Source organism: Streptomyces sp. NPDC099050 (genome assembly GCF_044759865.1).
Lineage (GTDB): Bacteria > Actinomycetota > Actinomycetes > Streptomycetales > Streptomycetaceae > Streptomyces.
Map to the genome: position 1 here is coordinate 161,628 of NZ_JBIWAE010000003.1, position 22,395 is coordinate 184,022.

Here is a 22,395-nt window from a genome sequence, read left to right on the forward strand (position 1 = left end):
CGTCCCGAGTCGGAGAGTTGGCCTTGCAGCTAGTTTCGCGCCGACCCCTGGAGCACGCAAAAGCCCCGGCCATCCGAAGATGACCGGGGCTCTGCCGCCAGCAACCTACGCCGGCCAGGTGATCGTCTGGCCGTGCGGGGTCACAGTGATCTCGAACTTGTCCAGCGTCGGAGCGCCAGCGTCGCGCCACCGCGTGACGTGGTCTTCGATGTCATCCCACAGGCAGGCGGGGCCGTCCTGCCTGACGATCCACCGTCCACCGTCCTCGTAGAGCACAGCCCACGCCCTTGCCTCCACGTCAATCAAGACGTGTTCCGTGCGTCCATCACGGTCGAGGCTGAACCTCTGGGCGCGAGGGGCCGCAACCTGAGCGACGAATCGGGCGTCCCAGTCGTCCAGCACATCGGCGCCCAAAATCGCGGGACGCTCCACCCCCTCACTCATGTCAGGGAGGACGCCGAGCGGAGGCGGCGCCTGAGGCCGGGCGAGCATGAATGAGATCCGGCCCCCTAGGAATCGCCCGCAGGCGGTGCCGTCCTCGTTGACCGTGAGCCGCGCCAACTCGGAGGAGTACATCCAGCCGCACATGGTGGCCAGGATGACCCCGCCAGGGCGGGTCTGCTCAACCCACGCGTACGGGAGCGTGACGATCCCGCAGGTAGCGCTTACCCGGTCGTAGGGGGTTCCGTCGTTGTGGCCAAGGAGACCGTCCCCGACGATGAGATTCGGGTGGAACCCCGCCCGCGCCAGGGATACGCCGGCACGGCCGGACACATCGGCATCGACCTCGATCGAGGTCACAAGCTCCTCCCCCAGCCGATGGCACATCAGACCCGTGGAGTACGCGGTACCCGAACCGATCTCCATGACCCGGTGTCCGTCCTCCGCTAGGAGGTCTTCATGCATTCCCACGACCAGGCTCGGCATGGTGCTGGAGGACGTAGGAGATCGCGTGATCTCACCCCGGAGATCCCCAGGAACGATGGTGCCCGCGATCTGAGTGACTAGGGACTCGTCCTCGTAGCAGCGCTCCAACCACAGCGGCGCATCGGGCATGACCGGCGTCCAGGCCGTGGGGCGCCCAGGGTTGTCAACGCGCTCGAAGAATCCGCCCCGAAGGAACTCATGCCGAGGTACCGCCTCCACGGCTTCCCGCCATGACTGGGTACGAAGCTGCCCGCCGGCCACGAGCTGTGCGGCAAGGCGCGCACGCAGCTCTTGTTCCTGGGCGTTCACGACGTTGTCCTTTCGAGCAAGTCGGCCATCGCGGCGACCATAGGAAGGCCCGTTTCAGGCTCCATCCACGCCCATTGACCCGATGGATTGCATTCGAGGAACCACCATGCCCCAACCCGATCGATGGCGAAGTCGAACGCCCCGAAGACAAGCCCGAAGTGGGAGAGGTAGGCGCGCAGGGCCTCAGTGATGCCGGGCGGAGGCTCGACAACGCTGTACGCGAGCTTGTCGTAGTCCGTCCTCCAGTCCAACAGGTCGGAGTCAATGCGTACACAGAAGATCTCGTCGCCGATCACGGTCACACGAACGTCGGCAGTCTTCTCCACCCGGTGCTGAAACAGGTGAACTGTGCCGGTTACAGCCTCGTCGATCTCGTCGGCCGTCACCTCCAGCACCGCCACGCTGCACGAGGTGCCGGTCTCGTTCCGGTACAGAGGCGTCGACAGCGGCTTGTAGATCACCGATTGGTACTGCCTGATGAACTGCCGAGCCGCATCCGGATCCGACGTGAAGAGCGTGGCAGGAACGCGGAACCCTGACTCAACGGCCACGGCCAGACCGGACGGCTTGAACTCTGCGTCGCCGATGCGGTGCGGGTGATTGACGTACAGGCAGCCCGGCCGGGACGCCATGACGCCTCCCAAGCCGTATCGCGCCTGCGTGACGGCGAAGCGCGCGTCCTGGTCGTCCAGATGCGGAAAGGCGAAGCCGGAAGGCCGGCGGTAGTACATCGACCGCACACGGGATAAGTCCGCGGTCCGCGTCGGGGTCGTCAGCGACCCCTGAATGCCGTGAGGCGTCATGTAGGCCACGAGCGACAAGGTGGCGGGGAAGTCCCCGCTGTCGAACCGCACGACCGGGACATCCCGGCCGTGCAGCTCGTCAATCACCAGGTCGGCGGTGGGGTCGTCCAGATTGGTGACGACCAGAACCGGACCTGTGCGAGTCACTGGTCCGTGTCGTTACCCGTGTCGGTGTCGCCGCCGCCACCCTGTCCGTCGGACGGGTTCCCGGTGTTCGTGGCCGGGTTGGTGCCGGAGCTCGTCCCGTGGCCGGGCATCTCCATGACGTTTCCGTCGGCGCCGAAGTAGCGGCCCTTCTGGGTAACCGGGTCCAGTTCAACCTTGCCGTACGAGGGCGCGAAGGCCGGGTACGGGGTCATCCTCCGCAGGCCCCAGGGGGCCACCGTGGCGAGACCGCTCGGGAGCGGCGTACCGGTCGGCATTCGGTCCGAGTGCACGAACATTTCTACCTCCATGATCAGTGGTGGAGAAGCGTGTGTGATTGGTGCATCCGATCTAAGGAGCGGGCAGGGCCCCGACCTCACCCCGGCGAACCGGAATCCGGGCCCTGCCGCCCCTCCGCACGTCGACCGCGAACGGCCGCTCGGGCACACGTCCACCCTCCCGCCGCGCGCTGGACATAATCACACCCGGCGGGCAGGAAGTTCATCGTCGCCCGGGTTCCAACCGGTGACCGTCCTCCGCGGACGGTGTGGCGCAGGTGCCATGCGACGAAGTCTTGGGACAGACCGGCGCCGCTCTACCGCGCTCTATCCGGAGGAGAGTTCGGGGAGCACAGGAGCGGCGCCGGCCGTCGGAGGGGAGTGGACCGTCCGCCAGTCGCGACGGTCGCCGATCTTCCCTCTACTTTGGTTATGGGGGGACGTCATCAGTTGAGCCTGCCGCCCTCATCCCGCCCCGTGTCGAAGCGGTGGTGGAAGTGCTCGACTAACTGTCATTTTCACTTTCTCTCTAACGCGTTTAGGGAAAGATGAGAATGATGGTTAGTCGGGCACTTCCGACGCCAGAACAGCACTTGCGGCTACCCTGCGCGATATATGGGGCTTCGAGGTCACGTTCAGTTGCTGACGACGTTCGACCCACGCTCACAGCGCCCTTCCGCGGCTCCCGGGGAGGTTCGGACGAGGGCGACGTGAGGCGCGGCTAAGCACTTCCGCCGCCCATCCTCCGTTATCAGACCGTTACATCTTGCTCTGCCTCAGCCTCGCCTGCCGGCAGGGACGCCCACGCAATTTCAACTCGGCCGTCCACGCGATCTCGGGCCGTTCCCGACTTCGACGCATTCGGAGCCACAGTTACGGAGTCAACGAACAGAGCCAGGAATGCGCGGCGCTCGTCGATGTCCCACCTACTCCAGATGCCACCCTCCGCAAAGGGGTCGCCGTCGGTGTCACTGAACCACTCATCGAGCGGAAGGCGCGCGGCCGTCGTGGCCGACGCCGTCAGTTCCGTGATGCGGGCCGTGCAGGCCTCTTCGTGAGCCCTGTACTTCTGGATCGTGTCCTTGAACGCCTTCTTACCGACGGTGCCGTCGTAGAGGCCTTCCGCCCGGTCGGCGTACAGCGCCTCCATGCTGGCTTGGACGTGGAGAAGCTGGGCTTCCTGCTCTCCCAATTCCTCCGCAGCCTGCGGGTCGGTGCCCTGTACTGCAAACCGTCCCGCGGCGACGGACAGCCATTCAATGTCATCCGGGTCGGACGCATCGAGAGCGCCCAAGCGCGCCCACACACGCGATGCCACGACGTCGTCAGCGTGGTTCATGGTGACGCGGAGGACGTGCCTTGGCTCGTCGCCCACCGCGCGGCGCAGATTGCATACGTAGGTGCCTGTGAGCCGGGCCACGGTCAGCCCTGAGCCACAGCGACCACAGTGCGAAAATCCCCATGATCCCAATAGGGTCCGCTCGCCGGTACGGTCGCGCTGTACGGTCCGCTTGCGGCCGTCCAAGGCTCGTTGGATGTCGTACCACCGCTTGGGACTGATGAAGCCCGTGTGAGGCGCTACAGGCTGCCCGTTGTCCCGCAGGATGGTGCGCACCTTGGTATGCGGGTCCACGGGTCCGATGGCGAAGCCGGCAAGGCGCGGATCGCGGAGGATGCGGCCTACGACTGTGGGCGACCACTCGGCGTCCGCGCCGTCGGGAGCGCCGCTCTTGCGGCTCTTTTTGGCGGCTGCCAGTCGCGCCTTCGCCGCTTCCTCGTCAAGGCTGCCGTACGGCGTCCGCGCGCGCTTCTCTGTCAGCTTCGTCGCGATGGCGGATGGGTTGAGTCCGTCCTCCGCCATTTCGATCATGCGGTTGACGGTGTCGGTTGGCAGGCACTCGGGCCCAAGATCCTTGTCGCTCGTCGGCCCGGGGCTCAGCACACGAATCGTGAGCCCGTCGACGGTCACCTGATCCGCGACGAAGCCAAACGGCACGGGGCCGCTGCTGTGTGATCCCTTGGCGTTCAGCTGAGCGAAGGCGTCTCGGATGAACTTGCTCTTGTTCTTGCTCTCCTGATGCGCCAGACCGGCGATGAGGGCGAAGAACGCGACGCCGAAGGGGTTGTCGTCCGACGTGTTGATGAACGGCTCCTGCGTCGAGACGAGCGCGACGCCACACTTGGCCAATTCCTGTTGGATCTTCAGCGCCTCAGCCGCGCCCTGTCGGGTCAGACGGGAGAGCATGTAGATCACGAGGACGTCGAACTCACCCTTGCGTGCATCTTCGAGCATCCGCTCAAAGTCGGGGCGGTAGACATTAGGGTCGTAGCCGGAGAGGCCGACGTCCTCGTAGTGTCCCGTGTGCTCCCACGACGCCTGAGAGTTGATGAAGGCGATGCCCGTGTCTCGCTGCATCTTCGGGGATGCCTGGCTCTCGCTCTCGCTCTTGTGGCTCTGCCGGCCGTAAGTCCTTGCCCTGACCACGTCTTGGCCCCTGTCCCCCAGGGCGATTAGCTCCATGGGTAGATACGGTACCGGTTCTGAAGAAGGCGTCGAAGCCCAGGTCCTCGGTGGCCTTGGCGACGCTCAGGAGGGTGTCGTAGCTCGCGCCCTGCTGGGGCTCGGTGAAGATACGGAGATCCATGCCTCCATCCTGCCCCTTCGGCCCCGGCCGGGTGAATCTGAGTCAACCGGGTACTCCCCGCCTCCCGCGCCAGTGACCAGCCCGGATGGGGATCGTTGGCTCGGACGGAGCCGGACCGCCCGGCCCGTGCGCCGGCGGCTTTCGCCGGTGCGTCCACCGCCCCCTTCCGCCTCCCGGAAGGGCCAGGGCCGAGGAGGCCGCCATGTCCCAGGAGTCCGCGCCGGAGACCCCCCGGCAATCGCGTCAGGACTGTCAGACCGGGCAGGCAGCGCACGACCACGCACGCCAGGAGTCCGCGGTACCCGCCCAGGGCGGCGCACCGAAGGGCCTGCTGCAGCAGATGGAAGAGCTGATGGCGGCGCTGAACGCCGACCTCTCGCAGCTCGACGCCGACCTCCAGTCCTCCACCGACCGCAGCCCCGCCTCTCCGCTGTTCCAGGGCGGCCGCACCCCGGAGAGCGAACACCGCCCGTCCTACCGGCCCTCCTGACCCGCCGGGTCCCGCCGCGCGCGGCGGGACCCGGCGGAAACCCCCGAACCCACGGCCCCGCCGGGGCGCCCGACTCCACCGGATCACCCGGACCTGCGGAACCCCCAGGACACCCGGAACCCGCCAGGGCGTCCGACCCCACCGAGACACCGGCGGAACACCCGGGACCCCACCGGAAGACCGGGGACCCACCGGACCTCCGGAATCCCCCGGTCACCCGGAACCCGCCGGGGCGCCCGACACCCCCGGACTCCCGGGGCCCCGCCGGAACACGGGGAAGGCCGGGGCCTGCCTGAACCCTCGGGACCCCGCCGGAACACCTGGGACCCGCCGTGGCGCCCCGCCCCACCGGGACACCCGGGACCCCGGAGGAACACCTGGGACCCGCCAGAGCATCTGGCCCCACCGGGACACCTGCGAACACCCGAGACACCCGGGACCCCGCCGGGACTCCCGGGGCCCCGCCTGTACTCCGGCCGCACCCCGGGCGCCCGGAGTGCCCCGGCTCAGGCCACGCCGGAGGCGGATCCTCGCTCGCGCACGGTCAGCCGCCGCAGGATCGCCCGGACCCGGTCGCTCGACTCGTCGGCCGCGTCTATGGACTCTATGCACTGCCAGTACAGACTCTCGTCGTCCGTCCCGCAGGCCACCCCGACCAGCGCTATGCCCACTTCTCCGAGCAGCGCCTGGAGCCCGAGCAACGCCTGCCGGGTGTCCGTCACCTCGGTCAACTGCGCAGCCCGGGGCGGAAGCTCGGGCGCATAGCCCTCCCCGCACAGAGCCGCCCGGTCGAGTACCCCGCAGCCCCTGCCTCCCGCCTCACCCAGCCCCCGTGCCTCCGATCTCAGCTCCGGCGGCCCGGTGACCGCCAGCCAGCTCCCGATGCCCTGCGCGAGTGCCTGTGCCTGCCAGGCCTCGCCCACGATGTCCCATGCAGCCCCGCTCTGCGCCAGCGCGTGCCGGCCGGCTGCGATGATCCGTACCGCGTCCATATGCCGTCCCCCGTCCGCACGACATCTCGCCGTTCTCTCCACTACCCAGAGTGAGGGCAACGGGCCGGTAAAGCCAGGGGTATTCGGAAATTGTGGACACCGAAGATGGTTGTGGATATCGCCATCACTCCGAAGAGTGACGATCTGCCCCCGAAGTGCCCGGTACGGGGAACCTCAGCTCGTTCCGCTCGATCTTCGCGGCGAGCTCATCCAGCACATCGACCCCGAGCACCTCACAGAACTGCAGCAGGTAGGCGAGCACGTCGGCCACCTCATCGGCCACTCTGTGCGCGGTCTCCGGCTCCTCCATGACCGCGGCGGACTGTTCGGGTGTCAGCCACTGGAAGATCTCCACCAGTTCGGACGCCTCGACGCTCAGCGCGACCGCCAGGTTCTTCGGCGTGTGGAAGGGTTCCCACCCGCGCGCCGCGGCGAACTCGGCGAGCCGCCGCTGGAGCCGGTCGATCCGCTCGCCGGCCCCCTCCCCCTCCCCTGCCACCCCTGCCACCCCGCTCCCCTCCCCTGTCACTCCACGCTCTCCGCTCGTGCGCCGCTCTTCGCTCATGCGCCCAGGTCTACCACCGACACCCCCGGCACGCCCCGGGCGGCCGCCGCGCAGGCCTCGCCCGCCGAGGCCGCCAGCCTGACCTGCCCGCGCGCGCACGCCAGTACGGCCAGCCTCAGCAGTTCGGCGGTCTGCCGGCCGTCCAGGTCCCGGTCGAAGCCGTCGGCGAGCACCGTCAGCGCCTGGCGCGCGGTGGGCAGTTCGCCCGCCGGATCCACATCCAGGACCCCCGGCCCGGTCAGCAGCACCAGCGCGAGGGCGAGGAAGCGCAGCTCGCCCGCGCCCAGCCGGGCCAACTCGGTGGCGGGCCGGTCCGGGCCCCGGTCCAGCAGGCCGGTGACCGGGCCGCCCTCGGGAGCCCGTACGTCCAGTCCGGCCACCCACCCCGCGCAGCCGGTACGGGCGGCCCCGGTCAGCAGCCCGTACCGGGTGCCGCACTCCAGCCGGGTCCGGCGCAGTACGTCGGCCAGATTGGCGCAATCGCCCAGCAACCGCCCCTCCCCCGGTTGGACCGGCTCCCGCATCCGCTCCGGGCGGGGGTCGCAGGGGAACACCGAGCGCAGCGCGACCACGACCTGCTCGGCGGCGGCCAGCACCTGCCGCTGCCCCTCGGTGGACCCGGCCACGCGCAACGGGAGCAGCGCGGTCCCGAGGCGGTCGTCGGGCAGCGGTGCCCGGGTGACCCCGGTGGCCCCACCGGTCAGCCAGGCCGCCTGGACGGACCGTCGCCCGGGGTCGCGCAGTGCGGTGGCGAGGAGGACCTGCCCGTCCACGGAGAGCCGTTCACCGACGATCCGCAGCTCGGGCTCCGCCTGGACGGCGAGGTCGAGCCGGACCGGCCCGGCGGGGCCGTCGACCGTACAGCCGATCCGGAACCCCCGGCGACGCTCGGCGTCGGGCACCGCCAGGTCGGGGATCCGGGCCCGGGCGTCGGGGAACACCTCGCCGAGGGTGGCCCCGCCGCCGAGGGCGGCCAGGGCCCCATAGGCCTCCAGCGCCTGGGACTTGCCGCTCCCGCTCGGCCCGGCGAAGAGGGTGACGGGCCCCAGGGCGAACCGGGCCCCACGGTGCGCTCCATAGGCGGAGAGCCGCAACTCGGTGACGGCGGGCCTCAAATGCGGGGCGCCTGCGGCGGGCGAAGCCGGACCCTGCGCCCGAACGGAGCCCCGGGCCACCCCCTGCCCCCCGGCCGACCCCGCCCCCTGAGCCGGAACCTGCCCAGGGGCCGGAGCCGGGGCCTGAGCCTGAGCCGACGCCGGGGCCGGAACCCGGCTCGCAGCTAACCCCGGACCCGCGGGCACCGCGGTAGCCGCAGGGGCGGCGGGCACGGCGGAAGTGGCGTAGCCGGGCGGCACCTTGGCGGACACAGCGGATGGAGCAGAGGCAGCAGGCCCGGCCGGCGCGGCGGCGGACACGGAGGAAGCAGCGGAGGCAGCAGGCCCGGCCGACGTCAAGGCCGGCACAGCGGAAGCCACGCAGGCGACAGGCCCGGTCGGCGTCAAGGCCGGCACGGCGGAAGCAGCAGAGGCGGCCGGCTCGGCCGGCACTGGGGCGGGCGCGGCTAAGGCCGCAGGCGCGGGCCGCGCGGCGGGAGCCGCAGGCGCGGGCCGCGCGGCGGGCGGGGTCGCCGGCCGCGTGGCGGGGGTCCCGGCCGCGGACCGCGTGGTGGGCCGGGGCGCGGGAGTTGGGGAGGCGGGTGTGGGGGTGGTGGGGGGTGAGGTCATGCGCGGGACGGTACGGGCCGCCGGACCCCCCGTGGGTCCGGCGAACCGTTCCGTCCGCGGGACCTTCCTACGATCGGGGGACGGCCGCGGCCGCGATCCCCTCCACCTCGGTCCCGACGGGCGCCAGCAGGAAGACGTTCCGGTCGACCCGGTGCATCCCGCTGCCCAGCCCGAAGACCACACCGCTGCTGAAGTCCAGGATCCGCTTGGCCACTTCGCCGTCCGCGCCCGTGAGGTCCAGCAGCACCGGGATCTGCGCGATCAGGTACTCCGCCACCTCCCGCGCGTCCGCGAAGACCTGGACCCGGATCACCACGAAGCGCCGCTGCTCCGCCGCGGACGCCCCCGGAACCGTGGGGATCGTGCGGTGATCCACCCGGGAGGGCCACTCATTGCGACTCCGCAGGGGGACCACCTGCGCGAGCCCCTCCCACTGTTCGTCGGTGACGTCGTACCTGCTCACCAGGCCGCCTCGGCCTTGCGCTTCATGTGCATCCCCCCATCCTCTCGCGTTTCACCCGTTCAGCCCAACACCGACACGAGGCAGCTGAGACACCCCGGCGACCGGCTCCATCGACCGACCCCGGCCGCGATCGCGACCGCGACCCCCGACTACCCCCCACCCCACTCGGTAGGTTAGGTTAGGCATACCTAAGTACGCGCCACCTCGCCACTCGGGACCACGGAGATCCACATGCACCTGCCCCTGCCTCTGCCTCTGCCGCTGCCCACCGACGCCGAGCGGGTCCGGTCCGTCCTGGCCGCCGCGCACTCCATGACCGTCGTCACCGACGGGCAGCGCACGGAGATCCGCCACCTCGACGGCACCGATCCCCTGGGCCGCCTGCACCTGCACCCCTTCGAGCCCGGAGGCCGCGCCGAGTACCGCCCCGCGATCCGGCTGGAGTTCACGGACATCGCGCCCACTCCGGTACGGGACCGCGTGCGCGCCCGGGTCACACTCGTCGGCCGCCTGCTCACTCCGCACACCGACTTCGCAGCGGAAGGGGCCGACTCCACCTGCGTGGAGTTCGGCCGGGCCGTCCTGGAAACCGCCGACGGTGCCCGCTCGTACGTCGGGCTCGACGAGCTGGACGCGGCCCACCCCGACCCGCTCGCCTTCTACGAGGCCGGGATGCTCACCCATCTCCTCGACGACCACGCCGAACTCGTCACCCTCCTGCTGCGCCTGGTCCGGCCGCGGCCGGCGGCGGAGGCGGGCGCCGGGTCCGCCGTCCTGCGCGCGCTGCCCGTCGCCATGGACCGGTACGGGATCACCCTGCGCCTGGAAGAGCGGCGCGGCCACCGCGACGTACGGATCCCCTTCCCCTCCCCGCTCGACGACGTGGAGCAGTCCGGGGCGCAGATCCAGGCCCTCTTCAGCGCGGCCCGGCGCAGCTCGCACCGCAACACCCTGCCCGCCTGAGGAAAAGCCGCCAAGGGCCCCAAGGCCGCCAAAGCCGCTCCGGAACGAGCAATTCCGGAAAAGGGCGTCAAAAGAGCGCCGGAACCCGGAACAACGATCCCCCGGCCACCTGTTGGGATGATCATGAAGGCAATCACATACACCGCATACGGAACGCCTGACATCCTCGCCCTCACCGAGGTTCCCGAGCCCAAGGTCGCGCCGGGAGAGGTCCTCGTCCGCGTCCGGGCCGCCGGAGTGAACCCGGTGGACTGGAAGCTCGCCTCCGGTTTCCTCGATTCGATCCTCGAAGTCCGCTACCCGGTCATACCCGGCTGGGACGTCGCCGGCGTCGTCGAGGCCGTTGGCGAGGACACCTTCGACTACGCCGTCGGCGACGAGGTGTACGGCTACGTCCGCAAGGAGTGGGTGGAACTGGGCGCGTACGCCGAGCTGGTCTCCGCCCCCGTCCGCACCATCGCCCGCAAGCCGCGCGAGCTGACCTTCGAGCAGGCCGCCGGCATCCCGCTGGCCGGGCTCACCGCCTATCAGTCGCTGACCCGCGCGGGGCTCCGGGCCGGCGAGACCGTGCTCATCCACTCCGCCGCGGGCGGCACCGGCTCCTTCGGCGTGCAGATAGCCGTCGCGCTCGGCCTGCGCGTCATCGGCACGGCCGGCGCGCACAACCACGACTACCTGCGCTCGCTGGGCGCCGAGCCGGTCCTGTACGGCGAGGGCTTCGCCGACCGGGTCCGCGAGCTGGCGCCCGAAGGGGTGGACGCCGCCCTGGACTTCTTCGGCGACGACGTCGTCCCGGTGCTCCAGTCCCTGGTCAAGGAGCGGCACCGGGTGGTCTCCATCGCCGACCCCACCGCGGCCGCCCAGGGCGCGCACCAGCTGTGGGTCCGTCCGGACACCGCCGACCTGACCTTCCTGGCCGAGCTAGCGGACAAGGGCGAGCTCACGGTCAACGTGGAGCACGCCCTGCCGCTCGCCGAGGCGGCGAAGGCCTGGGAGCTGAGCGCCACGGGCCGCACCCGCGGCAAGATCGTCCTCACGGTCTGAGGCAATACCCGGGAACCGGGGCCCGGGAAGCGGAAAGCGGGAAACGGGGAACGGGCCCCGGGGCCCGGGGAACGGCCGCCGCACACGGACGTGCCGCCGGAGCGTTTCGCTCCGGCGGCACGTGGTCCCGTAGCCGCTCAGGAGGTGATCGGCGGGGCCGTCCCGCCGCCGCCCGCCGGCCCGAGCGAGGGGCCGACCGCCCGCAGGGCGCCCGGTGAGCGCCCCTCGCCCCAGCCGATCTCCCGCCGGTAGCTGCCGAGCAGGCCGCGGCCGGCGAGGGCTTCCTCGTCCCGTGCGGCCGGGTCCTCGGGGACCGGCCGGGTCAGCGGGTGCACGAACAGCGCGTCCACCGGGCAGTTGGCCTCGCACAGGAAGCAGGTCTGGCAGTCCTCCTGCCGGGCGAGCAGCGGGATCCCCTCCGGCCCCCGCTCGAAGACGTCGGTCGGGCAGACCTCCACGCACTTGTCGCCGGGGGTCCCCCCAGGCCGAAGGCCGAGGGGGCGATGCACCGCTCGGCCGACACCAGCTCGATCATGCGACCAGCTCCGCCGGCCGCGTCCACACCCGGTCGAGCCCGCCCGTCACGATCCGGTGGTGCTGCGCCGGGTCCTGCCCCGGATGGTCGAGCCGGCGGGCCATCCCGCGGCTCTCCGTGCGGGCCAGCGCCGAGGCGTACATCCAGCGGGCGTGCGCCGTCATGGCCGCCGCCTGCCGGACCTTGACGAGCCCGGTGCCCTCCCCGCGGACGGAACCGCGCAGCTGCGCCCAGACCTCGTCGAGGGCGCCGAGCGCGCCGGTGAGGACGGGGCCGCGCCGCAGGTAGTTCTTGTCGTACGGCAGCACTTCCTCCTGGACGAGCCGTACGAGTTCCCGTGCCTCCCCGGGCCCGGCGGCGGACCCGGCGTCACCGGTCGGCCGCAGGCCCGCCCCGCCGGCCCCGGTGACCGGCCGGAAGGCGGCCCGGCCCGAGCCCAGCGAGCGGGCGTACCGGGCCGCGCCGGCCCCCGCCCAACTGCCCGAGGACATCGCCCAGGCGGCGTTGTGGCTGCCGCCTCCGGTGAAGCCCCCGCAGATCTCCTCGCGGGTGGCCGCGTCCCCGGCGGCGTACAGGCCGGGGACCGTGGTCGAGCAGTCGTCCCCGGTGATCCGGATCCCGCCGGTGCCGCGGACGGTGCCCTCGGCCAGCAGGGTGACGGAGAAGCGGTCGGTGAAGGGGGCGATGCCGAGCCGGTCGAAGGTGAGGAAGAAGTTCGGCTGCGCGAGCCGCATCGCGGCCTGCGCCGTGGCGTCGGCCCGGTCGAGGCGGGCGAAGACCCGCGCTCCGGTGAGGAGTTCGCGGGCGATGGCGGAGCGCCCGCCCTGGCTGGCGGCGCCCTCCAGTACCTCGCCGTCCTCCCGGTAGAAGGTGGCGAAGGTGTAGAAGGCCGTCTTGGTGACGGAGGTGCCCTCGGGGGCGATCCCGTAGGAGTTGGAGAACTCCATGCCGGACAGCTCGGCCCCGGCCTCGGCGGCGAACAGTGCGCCGTCCCCGGTGTTGGTGTTGGTGCCGAGCGCGCCGCTGAGGAAGGCGCAGCCCCCCGTGGCCAGGACGACGGCGCCGGCCCGGACCCGGTAGGGCTCGCCGGCCTGGCGCCGGTATCCGGCGGCGCCCGCGGCGGCGCCGTCCGCGTCGGTCAGCAGCTCGGTGACCGGGCTGTGGTCGAGGATCCGGACCCCGGCGCGGCGGATCCGGATGCGCATCCGCCGCATGTACTCGGGCCCCTGGAGGCCGCCCCGCAGCGGACTGCCGTCGGGGCCGGCCGGGAAGGGGTAGCGCCCTTCGTCGGCCAGCTCGTTCATCCGGGCGTACGTCTCGTCGAGGACCCGGGACATCCACCGCCGGTCGGCGAGGTACCCGCCGAGCCCCTCGCGGCTCGCCATCGCCGCCTCGCGGGCCGCCGGCTCCGGCGGGACGTACCAGACGCCGGTGCCGCCGGCGGCCGTCGCCCCGCTGGTGCCGCAGTAGCCCTTGTCGGCGAGGACCACCGAGGCCCCGGCCCCGGCCGCCTTGAGTGCGGCCCAGGTGGCGGCGGGGCCGCCGCCGACGACGAGCACGTCGGCGACGTGCTCGCTCACGCCCCGGCTCCGCGGTCGGCCGCCGCTGCCGCCGCCGTGTAGCGGTTGGCGGGGCGCGCCAGTCCGTAGTTCTCGCGCATGGTCCGGCCGCTGTATTCGGTGCGGAAGAGCCCGCGGCGCTGCAGGATCGGCACGACCTGGTCGACGAAGTCGGTGAGCCCGGTGGGGAGTACGGGAGCCATGATGTTGAAGCCGTCCGCCGCCCCCTGGGTGAACCACTCCTCCAGCTGGTCGGCGATCTGCTCCGGCGTCCCCGCGAAGACGCGGTGGCCGCGGCCCGCGCCCAGGCGGGCGATCAGTTCGCGCAGGGTGAGGCCCTCGCGGCGGGCGAGCTCGGCGACGAGCGTGAAGCGGCTCTTGTTGCCGTTGACGTCCCGTTCCTCGGGCAGCTCGGGCAGCCCGCCGTCGAGCGGCAGCCCGCTGAGGTCCACGTTCAGCATGCTGGAGAGCTGCGCGAGGCCGTACTCCGGGATCTGGAGCTCGGTCAGCTCCTGCTCCAGGGCCCTGGCCTCGGCCTCGGTGGAACCGATGACGGGAGCGATGCCGGGCAGCACGAGCAGCTGGTCCTCGGAGCGGCCGTACTTGGCGAGGCGGGACTTTAGGTCCTTGTAGAAGGTCTGCCCGTCGGCGAGGGTCTGCTGGGCGGTGAAGACGGCCTCGGCGTACTGGGCGGCGAACTCCTTGCCGTCCTCGGAGGACCCGGCCTGCACGAGCAGCGGGTGGCCCTGCGGGGGGCGGGGCACGTTGAGCGGTCCGGCGACGCCGAAGTACTCGCCGCGGTGCGCGGCCGGGTGCAGCTTGTCGGTGTCGGCGTAGACGCCGCCCTCCTTGTCGAGGACGATCGCGTCGTCCTCCCAGCTGTCCCAGAGCTTGGTGGCCACGTCGAGGAACTCGCGGGCCCGCTCGTAGCGGAGGTTGTGCTCCAGGTGCTCGTCGCGGTTGAAGTTGCGGGCCTCGTCGGCGCTGCCGGAGGTGACGATGTTCCATCCGGCGCGGCCGCCGCTGATGTGGTCGAGGGAGGCGAACTTCCGGGCCAGGTTGTAGGGCTCGTTGAAGGTGGTGGAGACGGTGGCGATGAGCCCGATGTGCTCGGTGACGGCGGCGATCGCGGAGAGCAGGGTGAGCGGCTCGAAGCCGCCGACGGCGTTGTAGCGGGCCTTGCCCCAGAGGGCGACCCCGTCGGCGAAGAAGATCGAGTCGAGCCGCCCGCGCTCGGCGGTCCGGGCCAGTTCCTGGAAGTAGCGCAGATCGGTGATCCGCTCGGGGCTGCTGGAGGGGTGGCGCCAGGCGGCGTCGTGGTGCCCGGCGTTCATGAGGAAGGCGTTGAGGTGGAGGGTCCGGGGTGCGGTCATTTCTTGTCCTCGGTGGGAAGTTGGGCGCGCGGCGCCCGCAAGGGTGGTCGTGGCGGGCCGGGCGGCCCGAGCGGCCGGGGGCCGGGGGGCAACAGCCGGGGGGTCAGCGGCCGGGGGATCGCCGCCTCAGGACGGGACGCGCCACGTGCTCAGGCGGCGTTCGATCGCGACGAGGACCTGGTTGAAGGCGAGGCCGATCGCGGAGATCGTGACGATGCCCGCGTACATCTGCGGGATCGCGAAGTTGAACTGCGAGGCGTTGATCAGGTAGCCGAGCCCCGCCTTCGCGCCGATCATCTCGGCCGCGACGAGAACCAGGATGGAGACGGCCCCCGCCAGCCGGATGCCCGTGAAGATGACCGGCACCGACGCCGGCAGAATCACCTTCTGGAACAGCTTCGGCGTGGACAGGTCCATCGAGCGGGCCAGCTTCACCAGGGTCGGATCGGCGTTGCCCACGGCGCTGATGGTGTTCAGCAGGATCGGCCAGACGCAGGCGTACACGACGATCGAGACCTTCGAGGTCTCCCCGATGCCCAGCAGCAGGACGAACACCGGCAGCAGCGCGAGCGCCGCCGTGTTGCGGAAGACCTCCAGCAGCGGCCCGAGCAGCGCCGCGACCGGCTGGTACCAGCCGATCAGCAGCCCGAGCGGGACCGCGACGGCCACCGCGATGCCGAATCCGCCGAAGGAGCGGGCCAGGCTGGCCCGGCTGTGCTCGGCGAGCTGCCCGTTGCCCAGCAACTCCCACCAGGCCTTGGCCACCTCGCTGACCGGCGGCAGGAACGTCGCGTCGACGAGCCCCAGCCGCGGCGCCGCCTCCCACAGGGCCAGCAGCGCGAGGATCGCCGCCGAGCGCAGCGCCACCGCCCGCAGCCCCCGCAGGACGCGCACGGCCGGGGTCGCGGCCGGTCGCCGTACGGGGGGCCGCGCGGGGGTCCGCTCGGGGGTCCGAACCTCCGGCGGCGCGAGGTCCCGTACGGCTGTCGCCGCCACGTCCGCTTTGACGTCCTGCTCCGCCTCCACCGCTGCTTCCACCGTCGTGCTCATACGGCGACCTCCTCCTTCTCCAGTTGCTGGGCGCGGGCCACCTCGTCGTGGAGCAGGGTCCAGATCTCGTGGCGGTAGCGGGCGAACTCCGGGCTGGAGCGCAGGTCTTCGCCGGTGGCCCCGGCGGCCCGGTCGCCGAACGACACCGGGACGACCTGCTTGACCCTGCCGGGGCGGGAGGTGATGACGGCCACCCGCTGCCCGAGGTACACGGCCTCTTCGATGCCGTGCGTGATGAACACGATCGTCTTGCCGGTGCTCTGCCAGATCCGGCGCAGTTCGTCCTGGAGGGATTCGCGGGTCTGCGCGTCGAGCGCGGCGAACGGCTCGTCCATCAGCAGCACGTCCGGGTCGTACGCGAGCGAGCGGGCGATGGCGACCCGCTGGCGCATGCCGCCGGACAGTTCGTGCGGGTGCCGGTCCTCGAATCCGGTGAGCCCGACGAGGTCCAGGAACTCGCGCGCCTTCGCCGCGCGTTGGCGACGCGGGACGCCGGTGGCCTCCAGGCCGAACTCGATGTTGCCCAGCGCGGTGCGCCACGGCAGCAGCGCGTACTGCTGGAAGACGATGCCCCGGTCGAGCCCCGGACCGGTGACCGGCTTGCCGTCGAGCAGGATCCGGCCGGAGGTGGGCGGGGTCAGGCCGCCGAGCAGGTCCAGGAGGGTGGACTTCCCGCAGCCGCTGGGGCCCACGACGACCACGAACTCGCCCGCCTCGATCTCCAGGTCCACCCCGTCGAGGGCGGTGAACTCCTCCTTGCTCCTCCTGTTCTTCTTGTCCTTCGTCGGGAAGGTCTTCGTCACGGAGTCGAACACGATCTTCGCCATGGCAGCCCGTCAGCCCTTCCCGTGTCCGTTGAACTCGTTGGTGTAGAGGTCGGCCGCCTTGAGCTGGCCCTTCTTGATCTCGCCCCGGTCGCCGAGCCAGTCGAGCCAGAGCTGGAAGGACTTGTCCTGGATCCGGCCGCCCGTCTCGGCGACTCCGTAGGAGCGCCAGAACTGCAGGGTCGCCGTGTCCTCGTTGCGGCCGCGCTTCTTGACGATCTCCGTCATCCGCGCAATGGCCTCCTCGCGGGGAGTGGTGCCGGACCACTCGATGGCCTTGGCCACCCCGGTCACGAACGTCCGTACGGTGTCCGGGTTCTGCTTGATGAAGCGCTCGGTCATGATGTAGGTCCCGGCGCTGAACGGGCCGAGCAGTTCCACGTCGGTGAACAACGGGCGGATGCCGCCGGTCGCGAGTGCCTTGTCGCGCAGGACTCCGGTGAGGACCCCGACCTCGATCTGCTTCGCCCGCAGCGACTGTTCGGTGTTGACGGGCGGAACCACTAGGGGCTCGACCTTGGCCGCGTCCTCCTTGGAGAGGCCGCCCCGGCTCAGGTAGATGTCGAGCAGCGCCTGGTAGTGGGCGCCCAGGGTGTTCATGCCGACCTTCTTGCCGATCAGGTCGCGGGCGGAGCGGATCGGGCTGTCCTCCAGTACGTAGTAGCCGCCGTAGGAGTACTGGTCGGAGCCGTAGGAGGAGATGACGGCCTTGATCGGGGCCTTGGTGGAGGCGAGCTTGATGACCGCGCCGTTGAAGGCGCTGCCGAAGTGGGTCTGGCCGGTGGCGGCGGACTGGATGTCCTGCGGGCCGCTGATGGTGTTGCCGACCCAGTCCAGGGTCACGTCGCCGAGGTAGCCGAGGTCGGCGGCGAGCTCGGGGAGCGTGACCGCGCCGACGGCGCCCTGGTACTTCAGGGAGGTGATCTGCGCGCCGCCGGAACCGCCGTTGGCGGTCGCCGTCCCGCAGCTCACCGCGGCCGCCGAGATGCCGAGCAGGGTGAGGAACTGGCGTCGGGAGGTACGGGTGGTGGTGAAAGCTGCGGACATCGCGATTCCTTGTCGATCCGGGTCGGGCGGGTGAGGCGGGGCCTGCGGGTGATGCGGGTCGGTAGGGGCGTGCGGGTCGGTAGGGGCGTGCGGGTCGGTCGGGGCGTACGGGTCGGTCGGGGCGTACGGGTCGGTCGGGGCCGTACGAGGGTCAGCGCGCGGCGGCGAGCGCGGCGGCCTGGGCGGCGCGCAGGGCCTCGGCGAACTCGTCGACGGCCTGGTACAGGTCCAGCTCCGCCTCCGGGCGCAGCCGGTCCGGGCCGGCCCCGCGCTCGACGGAGGAGTCCAGGACGAAGCGGCCGGCGGTGACGTGCCGGGCGCCGAGCGCGGCGAGGACCGGGCGCAGGGCGTAGTCGATGGTCAGGACGTGGGCGAGGCTGCCGCCGGTGGCCAGCGGGAAGACCGTCTTCCCGGCCAGCCCGTCCTGCGGGAGCAGATCGAGGAAGGCCTTGAGAAGTCCGGTGTACGAGGCCTTGTAGACGGGGGTCGCGATGACGATCCCGTCGGCTTCGGCGACGGCTTCCAGGGCCCGGCGGATCTCCGGCTCGCCGCGGCGTGCGGCGAGCAGGTCGGCGGCGGGCAGCTCCCGGACGGCGAGCTGCGCGGTCTCGAACCCGGCGTGGTTCAGGCGGCGCAGTACGTGGTCGGCGACGACGTCGGTACGGGAGTGGAGGGACGGACTGCCGGTGAGGGCGAGCAGCTTGGGCACGGAGCGCTCCTTGAAGCTGACGGAGATGGGGAGACGGGGAGACGGGTGGTTCAGGGGCGTTCGGGGCGTTCGGGGTTCTGTCCGGCTCAGGCTTCGGGGGCGGAGGCGGAGGTGGAGGCTCCGGACGCGATGCCGAAGGCCGGGTCCGGCACGGTCTCCGGGCTGATCAGCCGGGACGGGACCCCGTCGGGGCCGACCGGGACGTCTCCGTCGACCGTCACGCGGCGCAGGGTGCGCTCGTGGTCGTCGGAGTCGTCGACGCCGTAGTGCTGGGTGGCGCGGTTGTCCCAGATGGCGACGTCACCGGCCCGCCACTGCCAGCGGACGGTGTTCTCGGGGAGCTCGATGTGGGCCTGGAAGAGGTCTTGGAGGAGACGCGAGTCGCGGCCGGTGAGCCCGTTGATCCGCTGGACGAAGTTGCCGAGCAGCAGGGTGCGTTCGCCGGTCTCGGGGTGGACCCGGACCACCGGGTGCTCGGTGAGGAACTTGGTCGAGGTGAACACCTCGCGGTACTGGGCCAGGGCCTCGGGCAGGGCATCGGGCTTCAGAGCCGCGTAGTCGTACTCGTTGGAGTGCACGGCGCGCAGGCTGTCGGCGAGGACGCGCAGCGGCTCGGGCAGACCGGCGTACGCGGTGGCCGTGTTGGCCCACAGGGTGTTGCCCCCGTACGGCGGGATGGTGACGGCGCGCAGGATGGAGAAGGCGGGGTAGGCGGGGACGAAGGTGACGTCCGTGTGCCACTGGTTGGCGCGGGCCCCGTGGTGGGAGTCGATGCCGAGCGCGTAACGCCCGTCGGCGGAGGGCACGGTGGGGTGGGCGACGGGCGCGCCGAGCAGCTGGGCGAAGGCCTCGTGCCCGTCTTCGTCGAGGTGGTCCTGACCGCGGAAGAAGACGACCTTGTGGGCGAGCAGCGCGGCCCTGATACCGGCGACGGCCTCGCCTTCGAGCTCGCCGCCGAGCCGGACCCCACCGATCTCGGCGCCTATGCGGCCGCCGATCTTGGTGACGGTGAGGTCGGTGCGGGTGGCAGTGGACATGAGGGGCTCCTTGTTTATTTCCGCAGAGGTAGAAATGAGGGGAAGCGAGGACGACGGAGATCCGGCCGGGGAAGACGGACTACGGACGGGTGGGACGGGTACGACGTCCGGCGGGCGGCCGAATCGGCGGGGTACGACGTCCGGCGAGCGGACGGGCGGGCGGGAGCCGCAGGGCAACGAGGTCCGACGGGTGAAAGCCGGAAGGCAACGAGGTTCGACGGGTGAGAGCCGGCCGCCGGCGAGGTTCGACGGGGAGCCGTCGGCAGGCGACGGGTGTGAGCGGGCGGCGCTCGGAGACGATCGGCCTGAACCACGGAGCCCCACCGCCATCCGCCGGTGAGACGGCGCGCGAGCCCCTACGCACACTCCGGACGACGGGGCACGAACGCCCAGCCACTCGGGGACTCAGAGGCTCAAGGACTCAGAGACTCAGGGGCAGAGACGCTCAGGGGCGCAGACGCTCAGGAACTGCGCGGGGCCGTACAACGACGGCCCTGACACTCGCCCGGCGCGGTACAGAGGCCGGGGGTGTGGAGCCGCGGGGCGAGGAACTCGGTCGCGGTCATGTCCCGGAGACTGCCAGCGCCCCCACCCCCGGTCAACCCCGTTGAACACGCTCGCCGCCGCCCCCGGGAGCCCGCCCACACCCCCTGCGACCTGCTCTTTCACCGATCCAGCTACCCCGGCCACAACTGGAATCCGTGGCCGTATTTCACGCCGCCGCAATGGAGCTGCCACGCCACCGCGACGGACGGGGACAACGGGCCGGGGCAAGGGAAGGCCTGCTCAGCGCGCTGATCCGGACCCTTGACCTGCTCCGCGAACTCCGCGAGGTGGCCGGCGACCGCGAGCGCTACAGGCAGCGGAGCGTCGCGCCACACGCGGGACCCGTCGTACTCCCGGTAGCGTCTCTGATCAGCTTAGTGATCCTGTGCCAGACATAGCGTCTGGTTCGAGGATGTGTTCCCACCGTGGAGGGGTGGCATGGGCGTAGAGGTGGAATCCCGCGCCCAGTGCCGCTCCTCGTGGCCGGTGTCGGCTGGTGGTGGGTGTGCTGATCGTCGTCACGTCCTGGTGCCGGTGGGCTGCGCGGGGCAGCCGTCTCCGGTCCGTGTGAGCGTGTCCCTCCGGACGCTGGCCTGCCGGGCCCGAAGGCCCGACGGGGGAGGGTGTCCGGCGTCGCCTGGGCGTCGGACGTGTTTGCTTGTGCCGGGTGGGCCCGGTCTTGGACCGGTCCCGTCGGCTGGTCTTCGGGGCGGTGGGTGTGATGACGGCGCCCGCTTCGAGCGTGTCGAGGACCGCGCGGATGGTCATGGCGCCTGTAGTGCGGTCGGTGACGGTCTTGGTTTGGTGGGCCAGGCCGCGTGCTGCGATGCGCTGCCAGGCGCCCTGGTCGCGGTCTCCCTGCCAGCCGCAGTCGATATTCGGGCAGGTGGCCCATTTCCAGCCGGGTGTGGTGGGCCGGTCGGGGGCTTTGCGGTGCCGCAACGGCGTGAGGCATCGCGGACAGTGTTTGGAGGTGTTGCGGGCGGGGACGGTGACGACGGCGATGCCCGTCTCGGCTGCCACGTGCCGCATCCGCTCCACGATCTGCCCGCGTACCTGCTGGGAGAGCCGGGTGTTCATGGTGCGGCCCATGCCGCGGGCTTCCATCGAGCGGAGGTCCTCGACATAGATGACAGTCGCCCCTGCCGTGACGGCCTGGTCCACTGCCCACCGGGCGGCCGCCCACGCCAATGCGTCGTTGAGGTTGGACCGGCGCGCGGAGACGTGCGCGATCTCGTCGCTCAGAATGGTGTGTTTGGCGGCCAGCGGGTGCTGTTCGTCACCTGTGGTGAGCCGTTTGTAGTGGCTGGCCTTGGCGTGCAAGTACTCGCCCTGCCGCCGTAGACGGTGCTGTTTCGCGAGGACTCCGGCCGTCCGGAACATTGCCCCGGATCCGAGTGCGCTGATCCGCCCGTCCTCGTGCAGCCGGGCCGCGCCTGCGGACAGCAGGGTGTTCAGCCCCCAGTCCACACCGAGCGCCACCGTATGCCCGCTGCGGGCCGCTTTCGGCACCGGGTGGGTGTAGGCGAGATCGGCGCGGACGCGGCCCTGGTGGAGGCGGAGGGTGGGCAGGTGCAGCACCGCGCCCGCCGGGACCGTCGCGGGCAGCGTGATGGGGCAGGACACCCACGTCCAGTCCCGGTAGGACCGCGGGTCTGCCCGGGTGGGAAGCTGCAAGCGCAACAGCGCACGGCCCGGCTCATTCGCCCGTTCGATGGTGGCCTGCTGCCCGTCGCACGCCGACAGCAGCAACAACCGCGCTGCCGTGGGCGCGGCCTCCATCTCGAACAGATCGGCGGGCATCCGGTCGTGCTTCCTGGCGAACGCGGCGATCTGCCGAGTGCGGGAGGTGATGACACTGGACGGCAGATCCCGGCCGCCCGACACCGCCTCACGCACCGCGTCCCACTCCTCGGGCGTACGCCTGCCGGGATCGGCGGGCCACACCTTGAGTACCCCGGTGGTCAGGTCGGCGCGCCACTTCGCCGACCGCAGCAAGCGTCCGGCCTGCTCCTGTGCCATGCGGACGATCCGGTCATTGACCCGAATACCTTCGGGCGGCGAGCCGCCCCAGCCCAGACGACGCAGAGCCATCCACGCGTTCGACGGCAGCTTCCGCCCGGCCGCGTCCTCCCCGCATGCCAGCACATCCACATCGGCGGGCTTCCACCGGTCGGCCAGCAGCTCCGTGACCATGGCGGTCACCAGTCCGGCGGCCCAGCCGACCCGCTCCGCCAGCACGGAGACCGCCAACAGCTCACCGGTCTCCTCGTCCACGCCCGTCCGCAACACACCACGGGCACAAGCAGTCCGGGCGGCCTGACCCACGGCGAGCGACACCTTGCGACTCAACGCCCACCTCCCTGCC

At 71.3% G+C, this 22,395-nt stretch carries 20 protein-coding genes and 1 pseudogene; 3 read left to right on the forward strand and 18 right to left on the reverse strand.

Translation table 11 applies throughout. The features are described from left to right. Positions 1–105 precede the first annotated feature (105 nt). The 5 genes and pseudogenes from tgmC to ACIQV3_RS06720 form a co-directional block, all read right to left on the reverse strand. Positions 106–1,236 carry an ATP-grasp peptide maturase system methyltransferase gene (tgmC, locus tag ACIQV3_RS06700; RefSeq protein ID WP_403710408.1) on the reverse strand — a complete coding sequence of 377 codons (1,131 nt, stop codon included), beginning with the start codon at positions 1,234–1,236 and terminating at the stop codon, positions 106–108. After that, a complete protein-coding gene (gene tgmB, locus ACIQV3_RS06705; RefSeq protein ID WP_403710410.1) occupies positions 1,233–2,186 on the reverse strand; it encodes an ATP-grasp ribosomal peptide maturase in 954 nt (317 codons plus the stop codon). Before tgmB ends, tgmC begins: the two co-directional genes overlap by 4 nt. After that, positions 2,183–2,482, reverse strand: coding sequence for a putative ATP-grasp-modified RiPP (tgmA, locus tag ACIQV3_RS06710; RefSeq protein ID WP_403710412.1), 300 nt, complete (start codon positions 2,480–2,482; stop codon positions 2,183–2,185). The genes tgmB and tgmA overlap by 4 nt, the downstream gene beginning before the upstream one ends. A gap of 730 nt (positions 2,483–3,212) precedes the next feature. After that, positions 3,213–4,982, reverse strand: a complete 1,770-nt coding sequence (locus ACIQV3_RS06715) for a recombinase family protein (protein ID WP_403710414.1) — start codon at positions 4,980–4,982, stop codon at positions 3,213–3,215. A gap of 16 nt (positions 4,983–4,998) precedes the next feature. Continuing rightward, positions 4,999–5,106, reverse strand: a pseudogene (locus tag ACIQV3_RS06720) (LLM class F420-dependent oxidoreductase); the annotation flags it as partial. 202 nt (positions 5,107–5,308) lie between these two features. Between ACIQV3_RS06720 and ACIQV3_RS06725 the strand changes: the two are divergent. Beyond that, positions 5,309–5,596, forward strand: coding sequence for a hypothetical protein (locus ACIQV3_RS06725; RefSeq protein ID WP_403710898.1), 288 nt, complete (start codon positions 5,309–5,311; stop codon positions 5,594–5,596). Between the two features lie 506 nt (positions 5,597–6,102). Here ACIQV3_RS06725 and ACIQV3_RS06730 read toward each other — a convergent pair. The 4 genes from ACIQV3_RS06730 to ACIQV3_RS06745 all read right to left on the reverse strand — a co-directional run bounded on the left by ACIQV3_RS06730 (position 6,103) and on the right by ACIQV3_RS06745 (position 9,340). After that, positions 6,103–6,588 (reverse strand): DUF6099 family protein, encoded by a 486-nt coding sequence (locus tag ACIQV3_RS06730; RefSeq protein ID WP_403710416.1) that lies wholly within the window; start codon positions 6,586–6,588, stop codon positions 6,103–6,105. 124 nt (positions 6,589–6,712) lie between these two features. Next, the gene (locus ACIQV3_RS06735) at positions 6,713–7,054 is read right to left on the reverse strand and encodes a nucleotide pyrophosphohydrolase (protein ID WP_403710867.1); all 342 of its coding nucleotides are present in this window, start codon (positions 7,052–7,054) and stop codon (positions 6,713–6,715) included. Positions 7,055–7,149: 95 nt separating this feature from the next. Beyond that, on the reverse strand, positions 7,150–8,328 hold the full coding sequence (locus ACIQV3_RS06740) for an ATP-binding protein (RefSeq protein ID WP_403710418.1): 1,179 nt from the start codon (positions 8,326–8,328) through the stop codon (positions 7,150–7,152). 616 nt (positions 8,329–8,944) lie between these two features. Further along, positions 8,945–9,340, reverse strand: a complete 396-nt coding sequence (locus tag ACIQV3_RS06745) for a cell division protein SepF (protein WP_250742110.1) — start codon at positions 9,338–9,340, stop codon at positions 8,945–8,947. 231 nt (positions 9,341–9,571) lie between these two features. On the opposite strand from ACIQV3_RS06745, the gene ACIQV3_RS06750 reads away from it, so the two are divergent. Further along, entirely contained in the window at positions 9,572–10,303 is a 732-nt protein-coding gene (locus tag ACIQV3_RS06750) for a DUF2470 domain-containing protein (protein ID WP_403710420.1), read from the forward strand. A 123-nt stretch (positions 10,304–10,426) separates the two neighbouring features. Continuing rightward, positions 10,427–11,347 (forward strand): NADP-dependent oxidoreductase, encoded by a 921-nt coding sequence (locus ACIQV3_RS06755; RefSeq protein ID WP_403710422.1) that lies wholly within the window; start codon positions 10,427–10,429, stop codon positions 11,345–11,347. Between the two features lie 137 nt (positions 11,348–11,484). Here ACIQV3_RS06755 and ACIQV3_RS06760 read toward each other — a convergent pair whose 3' ends face one another. The 9 genes from ACIQV3_RS06760 to ACIQV3_RS06800 all read right to left on the reverse strand — a co-directional run bounded on the left by ACIQV3_RS06760 (position 11,485) and on the right by ACIQV3_RS06800 (position 22,223). Continuing rightward, positions 11,485–11,805 carry a 4Fe-4S ferredoxin gene (locus ACIQV3_RS06760; RefSeq protein ID WP_403710424.1) on the reverse strand — a complete coding sequence of 107 codons (321 nt, stop codon included), beginning with the start codon at positions 11,803–11,805 and terminating at the stop codon, positions 11,485–11,487. A 73-nt stretch (positions 11,806–11,878) separates the two neighbouring features. Continuing rightward, entirely contained in the window at positions 11,879–13,462 is a 1,584-nt protein-coding gene (locus tag ACIQV3_RS06765; protein WP_403710426.1) for an FAD-binding protein, read from the reverse strand. Next, positions 13,459–14,814: an LLM class flavin-dependent oxidoreductase gene (locus ACIQV3_RS06770; RefSeq protein WP_403710428.1), complete on the reverse strand. Its 1,356-nt coding sequence runs from the start codon at positions 14,812–14,814 to the stop codon at positions 13,459–13,461. Before ACIQV3_RS06770 ends, ACIQV3_RS06765 begins: the two co-directional genes overlap by 4 nt. A 126-nt stretch (positions 14,815–14,940) precedes the next feature. Beyond that, entirely contained in the window at positions 14,941–15,864 is a 924-nt protein-coding gene (locus ACIQV3_RS06775; protein ID WP_403710430.1) for an ABC transporter permease, read from the reverse strand. Next, entirely contained in the window at positions 15,861–16,691 is an 831-nt protein-coding gene (locus tag ACIQV3_RS06780) for an ABC transporter ATP-binding protein (protein ID WP_403710432.1), read from the reverse strand. Before ACIQV3_RS06780 ends, ACIQV3_RS06775 begins: the two co-directional genes overlap by 4 nt. A 9-nt stretch (positions 16,692–16,700) precedes the next feature. Further along, positions 16,701–17,735 (reverse strand): ABC transporter substrate-binding protein, encoded by a 1,035-nt coding sequence (locus ACIQV3_RS06785; RefSeq protein WP_403710434.1) that lies wholly within the window; start codon positions 17,733–17,735, stop codon positions 16,701–16,703. A gap of 151 nt (positions 17,736–17,886) precedes the next feature. Continuing rightward, entirely contained in the window at positions 17,887–18,444 is a 558-nt protein-coding gene (ssuE, locus tag ACIQV3_RS06790; RefSeq protein WP_403710436.1) for an NADPH-dependent FMN reductase, read from the reverse strand. A gap of 86 nt (positions 18,445–18,530) precedes the next feature. Further along, positions 18,531–19,481 (reverse strand): TauD/TfdA dioxygenase family protein, encoded by a 951-nt coding sequence (locus ACIQV3_RS06795; protein WP_403710438.1) that lies wholly within the window; start codon positions 19,479–19,481, stop codon positions 18,531–18,533. A 915-nt stretch (positions 19,482–20,396) separates the two neighbouring features. Next, on the reverse strand, positions 20,397–22,223 hold the full coding sequence (locus ACIQV3_RS06800; RefSeq protein WP_403710440.1) for a zinc ribbon domain-containing protein: 1,827 nt from the start codon (positions 22,221–22,223) through the stop codon (positions 20,397–20,399). Positions 22,224–22,395: the final 172 nt, after the last annotated feature.

Coding starts and splice junctions, on each gene's coding strand:
- tgmA (WP_403710412.1), bottom strand. CDS start 2,482: ATGTTCGTGCACTCGGACCGAATGCCGACCGGTACGCCGCTCCCGAGC.
- ACIQV3_RS06715 (WP_403710414.1), bottom strand. CDS start 4,982: ATGGAGCTAATCGCCCTGGGGGACAGGGGCCAAGACGTGGTCAGGGCA.
- ACIQV3_RS06725 (WP_403710898.1), top strand. CDS start 5,309: ATGTCCCAGGAGTCCGCGCCGGAGACCCCCCGGCAATCGCGTCAGGAC.
- ACIQV3_RS06730 (WP_403710416.1), bottom strand. CDS start 6,588: ATGGACGCGGTACGGATCATCGCAGCCGGCCGGCACGCGCTGGCGCAG.
- ACIQV3_RS06750 (WP_403710420.1), top strand. CDS start 9,572: ATGCACCTGCCCCTGCCTCTGCCTCTGCCGCTGCCCACCGACGCCGAG.
- ACIQV3_RS06755 (WP_403710422.1), top strand. CDS start 10,427: ATGAAGGCAATCACATACACCGCATACGGAACGCCTGACATCCTCGCC.
- ACIQV3_RS06770 (WP_403710428.1), bottom strand. CDS start 14,814: ATGACCGCACCCCGGACCCTCCACCTCAACGCCTTCCTCATGAACGCC.
- ACIQV3_RS06775 (WP_403710430.1), bottom strand. CDS start 15,864: ATGAGCACGACGGTGGAAGCAGCGGTGGAGGCGGAGCAGGACGTCAAA.
- ACIQV3_RS06780 (WP_403710432.1), bottom strand. CDS start 16,691: ATGGCGAAGATCGTGTTCGACTCCGTGACGAAGACCTTCCCGACGAAG.
- ACIQV3_RS06785 (WP_403710434.1), bottom strand. CDS start 17,735: ATGTCCGCAGCTTTCACCACCACCCGTACCTCCCGACGCCAGTTCCTC.
- ACIQV3_RS06795 (WP_403710438.1), bottom strand. CDS start 19,481: ATGTCCACTGCCACCCGCACCGACCTCACCGTCACCAAGATCGGCGGC.
- ACIQV3_RS06800 (WP_403710440.1), bottom strand. CDS start 22,223: ATGGTCACGGAGCTGCTGGCCGACCGGTGGAAGCCCGCCGATGTGGAT.